Origin of the sequence: Roseovarius sp. BRH_c41 (genome assembly GCF_000961715.1) — a bacterium.
Taxonomy (GTDB): domain Bacteria; phylum Pseudomonadota; class Alphaproteobacteria; order Rhodobacterales; family Rhodobacteraceae; genus Roseovarius.
The window spans coordinates 56665-66757 of record NZ_LADY01000039.1 but is presented as its reverse complement, the minus strand read 5'-3'; the positions used below and the strand labels follow the sequence as shown (position 1 = coordinate 66757).

General features: G+C 53.7%; 6 protein-coding genes. 3 read left to right on the top strand and 3 right to left on the bottom strand.

Annotated elements, in window-relative coordinates; translation table 11 throughout:
• On the bottom strand, positions 1-3364 hold a 3364-nt coding region (locus VR71_RS12500), incomplete at its 3' end, for a PQQ-dependent sugar dehydrogenase (RefSeq protein ID WP_296430369.1).
• Positions 3365-4458: 1094 nt separating this feature from the next.
• On the opposite strand from VR71_RS12500, the gene VR71_RS12495 reads away from it, so the two are divergent.
• The 3 genes from VR71_RS12495 to VR71_RS12485 all read left to right on the top strand — a co-directional run bounded on the left by VR71_RS12495 (position 4459) and on the right by VR71_RS12485 (position 8541).
• Positions 4459-5820 (top strand): O-antigen ligase, encoded by a 1362-nt coding sequence (locus tag VR71_RS12495; protein ID WP_157046526.1) that lies wholly within the window; start codon positions 4459-4461, stop codon positions 5818-5820.
• A complete protein-coding gene (locus tag VR71_RS12490; RefSeq protein WP_296430367.1) occupies positions 5817-6719 on the top strand; it encodes a glycosyltransferase in 903 nt (300 codons plus the stop codon). The genes VR71_RS12495 and VR71_RS12490 overlap by 4 nt, the downstream gene beginning before the upstream one ends.
• 652 nt (positions 6720-7371) lie before the next feature.
• Entirely contained in the window at positions 7372-8541 is a 1170-nt protein-coding gene (locus VR71_RS12485) for a glycosyltransferase family 4 protein (RefSeq protein ID WP_083781503.1), read from the top strand.
• A gap of 146 nt (positions 8542-8687) precedes the next feature.
• On the opposite strand, the gene VR71_RS25030 is transcribed toward VR71_RS12485, so the two are convergent.
• Complete coding sequence (locus VR71_RS25030; protein ID WP_296430376.1) at positions 8688-8921, bottom strand: hypothetical protein; 234 nt, start codon at positions 8919-8921, stop codon at positions 8688-8690.
• Positions 8922-8989: 68 nt separating this feature from the next.
• Positions 8990-9940: a LysR family transcriptional regulator gene (locus VR71_RS12480; RefSeq protein ID WP_045684410.1), complete on the bottom strand. Its 951-nt coding sequence runs from the start codon at positions 9938-9940 to the stop codon at positions 8990-8992.
• Positions 9941-10093: the final 153 nt, after the last annotated feature.

The following is a 10093-nucleotide window of genomic DNA, read 5'->3' as shown; positions in this document are numbered from 1 at the left end:
TGACATCGCTGAGCAGCGACACGCTCAAAGTGTCGCCATTGGCATCATTGTCCACTCCGTTGCCGTTGTCGGCCAAAACATTCCCGACAATAGCCGTGTCTTCGACAAAGGTCACCGCATCATCGGCAGCAACCGGCGCAATATTGTTAGGATCGGCGATATATTTTTTCTGCAGGAAGTCTTCAACCTGCACTCGTTCACTCTCGTTCAGCGCTCGATCATAGATCAGTACGGCAGCGATTTCGAGTTGGCTTTCACCCAAGCCCCGGATCTCCTCACCCAGCACAAGACGTTGCAGGTCGGTGTTGAACGTATGACTGCCACTATCGATCAGCCCACCGTTCAGATAGTGGTTGAACGCACCATCATCCAGCACCACCGACTGCACAAGCCAGCCAGGGCTCGCCGCCTCAATGCCCGAATCGAAGTCGTTCGATCCACCATAACCCTGCACCGAAAGGGTTTCGTTGTTCCAACTCGAAACCAGACCAAAGGTTTCATTCCGCACCCCGTCACCATAGGCAACACCTGCGGAAACCCCTTCGTGATCCAGATAATCAACCACAAAGAATATCGTCCGGTCCGCGTTGCCGGTGGGGAGGTTGAAAATCGTGTCGGTAGAATTGACCCGCTCCAGAAGGTCGTCTGCGCCATCAAAAGCAAGCGCGGCCTGACCCGTTGGCGTTGCATTGGCCACAAGCTGCGGATCACCCTGAGCAAACAGGTTGTTGCCGCTACCCGAGCCGTCCAGCCAAGCCGAAACCGTATTGCCCGCTGCTAAGCCAATCTTGATATCCGACTGCAACAGCAGCACCAAACCGCCCGTTACAGGAACCTGATCTGAAATTCCAACCTGTATCTCTATATTTGACGAAAAGGTGGTATCAGTCCCGTCCGTCACCTCGAGAAAGGCTTCAAACGAGCCTTCGGTGGCATAAGTATGGCTGGCCGTGACTTCTCCGGTCGGCCCAACCACCCCAGTGGCGCTATTGCCGTCCCCGAAGTGCCAGACGTAGTTCATCGCATCATTATCGGGGTCATTTGCGGTAGCTGTAAAAGTGATCTCAGTTGTACCGGCACCTCCAATGGCCACATCCGATTGTTCGTCGGTGATAACAGGAGCGAAGTTGACATCCCCTGCTTCGATCTGGAAAGCCGACGAAAGCACGGTATGGCCTGGGTCCGATACCGACAGCGATACGTTATAGCGGCCATCAATCGTATAGGTGTGCTGGACCGAAATTATACCATCGACGGCAACCACGTCATTGACGATTGTCCCATCCCCAAAGTTCAGCCTATAGGTCATCGCATCACCTTCGGCGTCAGTGATAGATGCCGTAAAGGTGACTACCAGCGGCAGGTCACCTGTGAGCGGTGTGAGGCTGGTCGCGACAATCTCCGGCGCAGCGTTGCTGTCAAAAGTAATTCGGCGCACCTCACCAGAAGCTATCATCACATAATACAGTGCGCCGTCTTCTCCTACAGTCAGCGAGACAATCTCATTCGTGGTGCCCGGAAGCTGAGCTGATGGTTTAAAATCAAAGTTCCCTAGAACCTGCGTGCCGGTATCATCCAAGACCAAGTACTTGATGAAATCATTGGTGTAATCGCCGTAGAAGTAAACTCCGTCCCACTCCTCCGGAAACATGTCGCCGCGATAGACTTCACCGCCTGTAATCGAGGTCGACTGCCCCTGATGGTCGATTGAGAAGATCGGCGCAGAATAAAAATCACCGGCGGCCGCATCAGCAAGGTCGTTATCCGGCAGTGGATAGTCGTTTGGATCTTCCGGGCTCGCCCCACCATTCACATAGGTGTTGGGCGTGCCTTCGTAGAAGGGCCAGCCATAAAACGCACCAGCCTGATTCAGCGAGCTGGTATGAATATCGTCATGAGCGATCAGCTGCTGATTGCCACCGACCTCACCGATGTAGAAATGGCCATATTCCGCATCCCACCGCGCGCGAAAGGGATTTCGCAGGCCGTAGGCCCAAGCATAATCGTTAAAGCCGTCGTTGGGATCCACCCAAGGGTTAGCCGCCCAGCCATCCGACCCATCCGGCACCGTGCCGTCCGAATTGACCCGAATGATCTTGCCCGAGGACGACGCCGGATCAAGCATGATATCATTCCCGCCCGCGGCACCTTCGCCCGGGGTTGTAGACTGGAACTTGTCAGAGGTGGTCAGCCAAAGCTTGTCATCGGGGCCAAAATCCAAACCCCCGCCATAATGGCAACAGGCCAAATATCCATCGGTGTCTTCCCAAACGGTAAATTCGCTGTTCAAAGCCCCCGTCGAGGTAAGCCCCCCTGAATTTTCCTGATGTTCGAACCGCGCTATGCGGGCATTTTCCGGATTATTCGGTGTATAGTAGAGATAGAAATAGCCGTTATTCTCGAAATCGGGGTCAAGCGTGATGTCCAGCAGGCCCCGCTCTTGGCCAGAATCGATATTGTTGATGGTCATATAGATGCTGTTTGACCCGGTTTCCGGGTCAACAATCCGAATCTCCCCGTCCTTGGACAGCAAAAGCATCCGGTTGTCGGGCAGGAAGGTCATCGAGATTGGCAGGAAAAAAGGCGACCCCCCTGTCATATCTCCACGGGAAACAACGGCTTCGTCACGGAACCCATCCAGTGACAAAGGCAGCGTTCCGATATCCAAGCTGGCCGTCGCCACGTCGGACACCGCTCCGTTCGCATCAGTTAACTGGTAGGTGAAGCTGTCCGAACTACCGCTGCTTCCGTTATGGGTGTATGTGACGCGCCCGGTCACCGGATCGATGCTGTCGATCGTCCCATGATCGGGACCATCTAAGATGGTGATCGCCGAACCGTTCAAGACAGCATCATCATAGTCATTGCCGAGAATATCCAGCTCGGTCGTGACTCCTATCCCCGCATCCAGGATCTCGCCAACTGCGATCGGTGTGTCGTTGATGCCGTCGTCTGTCAGGTATTTGTTAGTCAGATAGGTTTCGACATCTGCCCGCTCCACTGCGTTCAGCGCCCGGTCATAGATCAGCACGGCAGCAATGTTCATTTCGCCTTCGGCAAGCCCCCCGATATGGGCTCCCAGCACCAGTTGGGTCAACGTGGTGTTAAACGTATGCGTATCAGTATCGATCAGGTCCCCGTCGAGATACTGCGACAGAACATCGTCACTAAGCACCACCGACTGCACCGCCCAACCCGGTGAGATGCCATTCGTTCCACTGTCAAAATCGTTTTGACCGCCCCAGCCCTGAACCCCGTAGTTGCCCGTAGTACCGCCCGCCACCAGACCAAACGTCTGATTGGTCGTGCTGGTGCCATAGGTCACACCAGATGACCGCCCGTTTGTGCCCAGATAATCGACCACAAAGAACACCGTCCGGTCTGCACTACCAGTGGGCAGAGCACTCAGTCCGAGAACTGCCCTAAGCGTGTCTTCCTCCCCGTCAAAGGCTATAGCTGGAAGGCCAGCTGGCGTTAGCCCTGATACGAGGGTAGGATCTCCCGATGCATTTAGGACGATATTGGACGCGGAAGCATCCTCCCATCGCGTAACTGTCCCACTCTGCGTGGTTAATCCCGACGCTGTTTCCAGATGCAGAACAAGTCCATTCAATACCGACAAAGGCATGGAAACCTCCTAGAATTATTACGGCCCCAAGAGGTCTTAGGGCAAAACGGTTAGATCTTTTCACCAAACAACTACTGACCTGCGGCGCTTGGCCTTTTCAGTTCAGAACCGCGCCTGCTGACAGGCGTTTCTGAAAAGTAACCAAAGGTCGTAACTAATTGCCTCTACACACATTCATAAGCGAGTAGGCATTCGACATCCAATGCAGGACAATCCATTCCAATGAAAACACCGAATGAGCGGCACATACTTGCATCTACGTCCCAGTTAACAGTGAACTCCCCTGGACTGCCTAAAACAAGACATAATTTGGCCAGAATCGAAAAATACGCGGCGCATTTTATGAAGACATTGAAATTCAGCCTTTTTCGGCAAATTGGCTTCGGACCAGCAAAACCTCCTCACCGGCGATTGTCGTCAGGTCGTGAACAAAGTCGCTTGAACGGGGAAATAGTTCCTGAACAATCTTGGTTGATTCGTGATAGGCAATCGCTGGAAAGAGCGCCCGCCTTTAAAATTTCCCACTCCCGCGGTGAAAACAGAAAATGAGTATTTGACACATAAAGGGCAAGCGTCATGAAAAGAGTCGGCATTTCTCGTTCTGCTGTGGTGGCTCCTTGAACCGTGCGTCATTGAGCAACTCCCCATCCGGAGGACAGGATCAGGCAAGCCCACAAATGCTAGAGCCAAGGCTATAAATTAATTCTGCCCCCAAAAAATTTGGAACCCGCTTGATGTCATGTATGCTAGGAAACCGGCAATACGAATTGCCATTCCCTGCGATGAAGGCGCACGGCTCTCTTTTTGACCCTCTTTTGCGGAGAATTCGCGTGACCACGGCTGGCTCGCAGGAACAGACAGGACCTCGTCGTGTACTAGCGACACGGGCGGCCGCGTCTCCACTTTTGACAATTTTCCTGATAACGATCCTACTGCCTATCTCTATGGAGGTTGCGGGGCTGAGGCTGTCGCCAAATCGGTTATATCTCCTTGTCTTTTCGGTGCCGTTCGCAATCAAAGTTATACAAGGTGCAGCCGGACGTTTCACGTTTGTCGATCTCACGTTCATCCTGTTCGGCCTCTGGATCATGCTAGCCCTTGTGGTCTCGCATGGAACTGAGCGTATTCCTTTTGCCGGGATTAACGTGGTCGAAATGGTCGGAGGGTATTTTGTCGGGAGGATTTTGGTGCGAAATTTACAGGATTACAATGCCATGATCCGGTTCATCCTGATCGCCATGGCTTGCCTACTTCCCTTTGCCTTGATTGAGGCCACGACCGGCAAAATGATCCTTCCTGATCTGTTTCGCATCGTCTTCGACGCCCCCTACAGAGGTGACAGCGCCTATGGCAGGATGGGACTGGAACGGGTCTATTCCGTCTTTGATCACCCAATCCTGTTCGGGCTGTTTTGCTCTACTGCGCTGGCGAATGTTTTTTATCTGTTTGCAGCCCGACCAACACTGGCCTTGTTCGCCGCTACATTCACTTTGGGTATGTCGTTCCTGTCGCTCTCGTCCGCCCCGTTGCTGGCGTGCGCCATGCAAATCGGATTGCTGGTCTGGAACCGTATCATGGGAGGGCGTTGGACCCTTTTCCTGATATTGAGCGTCATTCTGTATGTTGCACTCGACCTAGCTTCGAACCGAACGCCAATCACCATCATTATCGAAACGATGACTTTCAATTCCGGAACAGGATGGACGCGCATTGCGACCAATCAGTTCGGCTGGGCCTCTGTCTGGACCTACCCTATATTTGGCCTTGGTTTCAATGACTGGGCCCGGCCGGATTGGTTGACATCTTCAGTTGATAATTTCTGGTTAGTTACAGCCATGCGCTACGGTTTTGTCGGGTTCATTTTGATCGTTACCTCATTCTTCTTTCACATGCTGATGCTGTGTCGAGCACAAATATCCGGCAACGACGTGACGCGCTGCCGAACGGCTTACGGTATAACTCTGGCTGCTATATGCTTCACGTTGATCACCGTGCACGTCTGGGACACGATGGCGACCTTTGTGATGTTCTTTGTCGGCGCCGGGGCTTGGATGTACACCTCGGACAGCAACAAGACCGAGATGCAAACTGAACCCCCTCCAGAGTCCGGGAACAGACCTCGCTATACACGATTCGACCGGAACACACCCCGTAGTTCAATACGGGTTAAGCAAGAAAGTTCATTAAAATGACGGCTGCGAGTCCACTCGTGTCAGTGATAATACCCTGCTTCAACCGTGAAACAACAGTCCATGAGGCTGTCCTAAGCGTCCTGACTCAGGATTATGATCCAATTGAACTGATCGCTGTCGATGACAATTCGACCGACGGCACGATTGCCGTTCTCGAAAGTATTGACGACCCGCGATTGCGGATTCTACACAATTCCGGAGACCGGGGCCCCAGCCAGGCACGCAACCACGGCATAAGATCCTCGACAGCACCTTGGATCGCATTTCAGGACAGCGACGATATCTGGCTACCCGGTAAGCTGAAACGCCAGATGGACTACCTACAGGACAGTGATTTCGTCGCGGCCTATTGTGGAATGCTTATAAAGAAAGACACCCATCCTGAATCCCCGGTAAAATACCGGCGCCCGGCCCCCGAAACGTCTCCGCTAGAAGGTGACATACTACCCAGCCTAGCGCTCGAGAACTATATTTCGACCCAAATGCTGGTCGTGCGGCACGACATTCTTGACCAGATCGGCGGTTTCGACGAAGCACTCCCCGCCTTGGTCGATTGGGAATTGATGCTACGCGTTGCGTCCCTAGGGCCGGTGGCTTTCATCGACGACGATCTCGTCGTGCAGCGGATGTCTGAGAACTCACTCACGCATTCCTCGAAGAAGCGCCTCGCCGCCCAGGAACATATTTTGAAGAAACATTATGATCTTCTAGGGCGCTACCCCGGTGTGCTGGCACATCATCATCATCGTATCGCCGGAGGCCACCGAGCCCTCGGGCAATATACAACGGCCGCCTCTCACGGCTGGGCAGCCTGGCAGGCGCAGCCGGGAAATTTGCGCTATCTGTTTCATGCCACCTATCTGATGCTCAGAACGCTTGGCCGTCTCAGGACCACTTGATAATGCACTGTCGGTCTTCGTATAGAATGGAACATCCGAGCGGTCTGAGTATTGGGGGCTCTGGCTTGTTTGTATGATTGATTATGCGGCGTGAACTTGGCCGGAGCCATGCCCGAAAGTTGGTGACGGCGTGATCAGGCGGGGTTTGAAGGTGCTTGATCCCGTCCTTGAATGCAATACTCCGACGCTCTCCGGCAGGCGATTTGCGCCGTCGAATTTTCACCATTTCGTTTGCGCTGACATCACCAGCCTGTCACCCTGATCGAAACACGAAAACTCTTGCCACGGGCGGTGCAAGGGTTGTGGTCGGACCAAGGGCCACCACCAATTTTCAGCGATAACTCCACTTACAGATCCGGCGATGACTGGTCGTGGCTACATTGATATGTTTATATCGGGCGTGAAGCAGGTTAGAATTCCAAGGTATCTGTCTGTCTGATACCCTATGTCACTCTCATTGTTCCTATCAGGAAAGGCAGTGGATTGTCTTGAGTTGGTTCTCCCATTTATGATTGGAACCATCCCTACGTGTGGAGGGTTACGTTCCGTTGCGCTTGTCTGTCCGTGTGGCACTGGTTGTGTTGGCATCTGATAGAAAAGCCCGCGTTATCATGGGTGCGCTGGCTATTGGGGCTAGGAAAGGTGTAGGCGCATGACTGTTACCACGCCCGAGGGGCATGACCTCGGCAAACCAATATATGTCGTCAATCCTATGGGCTTCGATGGCAAAGGACCTGCACATACCTGCCTGAGCATTTGCAAAGCCGCAGGGCAGTTGGGATATGAATCGTACATCTTCGGAACACGGCGGCGTGTGGATGTACCCGCAGGCTGCACGCTCCGGATCCCTTTTAGCAATGTGGGAAGTTTTCTGCCTTACAGTTATTTCGGCCCAATGTTGCGTCGTGCAACAGAACGGATGATTCCGCGCATAGTTCCTGAAGGTGCCTTGGTCTATGTGTGGCCATCCCTTGCGCCCAAAGCGTTGTCAATCCTTAGGGATCGCGGCTGTCGTATCGCCGTCGAGGTTATAAACTTTCATACGCAGGCTGAAAAACGGATAATCGAGGAGGAGATGGACCGCGAGGGATTGACCTATTCCCACTATGTGACACCCGAGAAAATCGCTTCTCAGGAGATTTTTCTGAACGATGCGGATATTGTGTTCAGCTCTAACGCCCTGGCACGGCAATCCCTTGTCGATTATGGGTGCGACGCGGAAAAAATTGTTCTGACTCGATATGCATCTCAATGCACTATCCCACCAATACCAAAACCGCTTAGAGGCAATCAAGATGGGCCGTTGGAGTTCCTGTTTGTTGGGCGCGTAAATCTAGAAAAAGGTGTGCATCATTTGCTTCGTGGCTGGAAGCAGGCGGGGGAGCCCGGGACATTGCATCTCTATGGAATACTTGACTCGGCCTTTGCCAACGCCTTCGCCGATTTTCTGAACCTCCCATCAGTCAAGCTGCACGGATATTCGGATGCCATTGATGAAGCCTACAAGAAGGCCGACGCCTTCCTATTCTTGTCGTTGGCGGAAGGTGGGCCACAAGTTACAGTGGAAGCTGCAGAACATGGATTGCCCATGGTCACATCGGTAAACGGGGGTGGCCGGATCGCGGTGGATGGCAAGACGGCCCTCGTCGTTGATCCTACCGACGTTGACAGCACGGCACATGCAATCCGCCGCATAAGCGATGACGCTGACTTGCGGGCTCGGTTGGGAAACGCAGCGCGGGACTTTAGCCGAGAATTCACTTGGGAACAGGCCGCCCGAGAGCGGTTCGGTGCGATGACACGCCAGCGAGGTAGCGTGTGACGACCCAGATTCGGCGGGTTGGCGACAGCCATCTACGCCAATCTCAACCGTTCCGCCCGTCCTTCTTCACTCGAGCGGGAGCGTCCGAGGCGTGGTATGATTTTCTCGGCGCAGCCGGTGTAATCTCAGGTTAAAGCCGGTGTGCCTTAAATGTTTGATCCCAGATTTTGATGGTGCATTATTTTCCTTGGAATGGGAGGAAGCACTATGGGCCAGGTTCTCCACGGCAGCGTCACGACGACGGAGGCAATCCGTCGAGCGATACAAAATAGTAAAGAGGCTTGAGAGCGCTTGCGAAACACCACCGCTCCTACTGCGTCCAGCCCGGCAAGACTGCAAAAGGTCTTGCCCAGATCAATGCCCAAAACCTTGATGCCCATCAGATGCTCTTTTCTCCACCTAGGTCCGCCACAGTAGCAGCGGGTTGGTGAGACGGCAGTTCGTCCCATTAGCTTATAATCTGGGACACTGACAAATTGGACAATCCGCCACTCAACTGAGACTTGAACATTCCAGCCAAGGCAAGCGCTGGTTTGCTTAATACCTCGCCCTTGAGTGTCGCAATTCCTATGTCCCGAACGACCTCCGGTTCGGACAGTGACAAGACCCGAACGTGCTCCGGCATCTGAGCCGGAACCGCCAACTTCGGAACTAGGCCTATCCCCAACCCGGATGTCGCCAAGTCCACCAAAGTAGCCGCTTGGCGCACACTGCAAGCAATGTTCAGCGATCGTCCGGACCGTTCGAGATATTCCGTCAGCATCGCAGGCGTCTCCCGCTCATCTTGCAGCACAATGACCGGCATTCCTTGCATAACGAGCAGTGGCAAACGAGACAGTAAATCACGGGAAAGCGTTTCCGGAAGGTCCTCGAAATGATCATGAGAGGCCAGAGCCACGAGTGGTTCGCGCAGCAGGCGCTTGAACACCAGGTCCGATTTGGCTTGCACAAAGGGGGTTATGCCAAAATCGATTTCCCGTTGCCGAACGGCGTTCAGCAGATCGTTCGATGTGACCTCTCGAACCTGAAGTGCCACTTTCGGAAAACGGGACCGAAACTGTGTCAATACGGGTGCGAGAGTCCCTGCAGCCAATGTAGGAGCGCATCCGAAAACGACGCGCCCCATTCTGCGTTCGGCTGCATCGCGCGCCTCGGAGATTCCGTCCTCGAGGCTCCGAATCGAGTTCTGGACCCGTTCAAGCAGGAGTGCCCCATCCGGCGTCGGGGTTACACTGCGCGTTGTGCGCTCCAGCAATTTTAGGCCGATCTGATCTTCAAGCTCGGCAATCTGCATGCTGATCGCCGATGGCGTGCGGCCAAGTTCTTCGGCGGCCCGGGTGAAACTGCGCAACTGGGCCACCTGAGCGAAGGTGTGCAAGAGTTTGAGATTGACGGACAACAGCGTTCTCCATGGGCAAGTTGACGGGTGGCAACGCACCGCTAGGCAAGCGCGTCATGTTAATTTAGATAATCTGCAAAATAGGTCAGTTTTACAAGATTGAATGAATAAGCTCGGTTCGTCTACGCTTCAAGATACGGAGTCTGCGACGCT

Excerpts from the sequence above, each read along its gene's own strand:
- VR71_RS25030 (WP_296430376.1), bottom strand. The coding sequence starts at position 8,921 with ATGGGCATCAAGGTTTTGGGCATTGATCTGGGCAAGACCTTTTGCAGT.
- VR71_RS12485 (WP_083781503.1), top strand. The coding sequence starts at position 7,372 with ATGACTGTTACCACGCCCGAGGGGCATGACCTCGGCAAACCAATATAT.
- VR71_RS12490 (WP_296430367.1), top strand. The coding sequence starts at position 5,817 with ATGACGGCTGCGAGTCCACTCGTGTCAGTGATAATACCCTGCTTCAAC.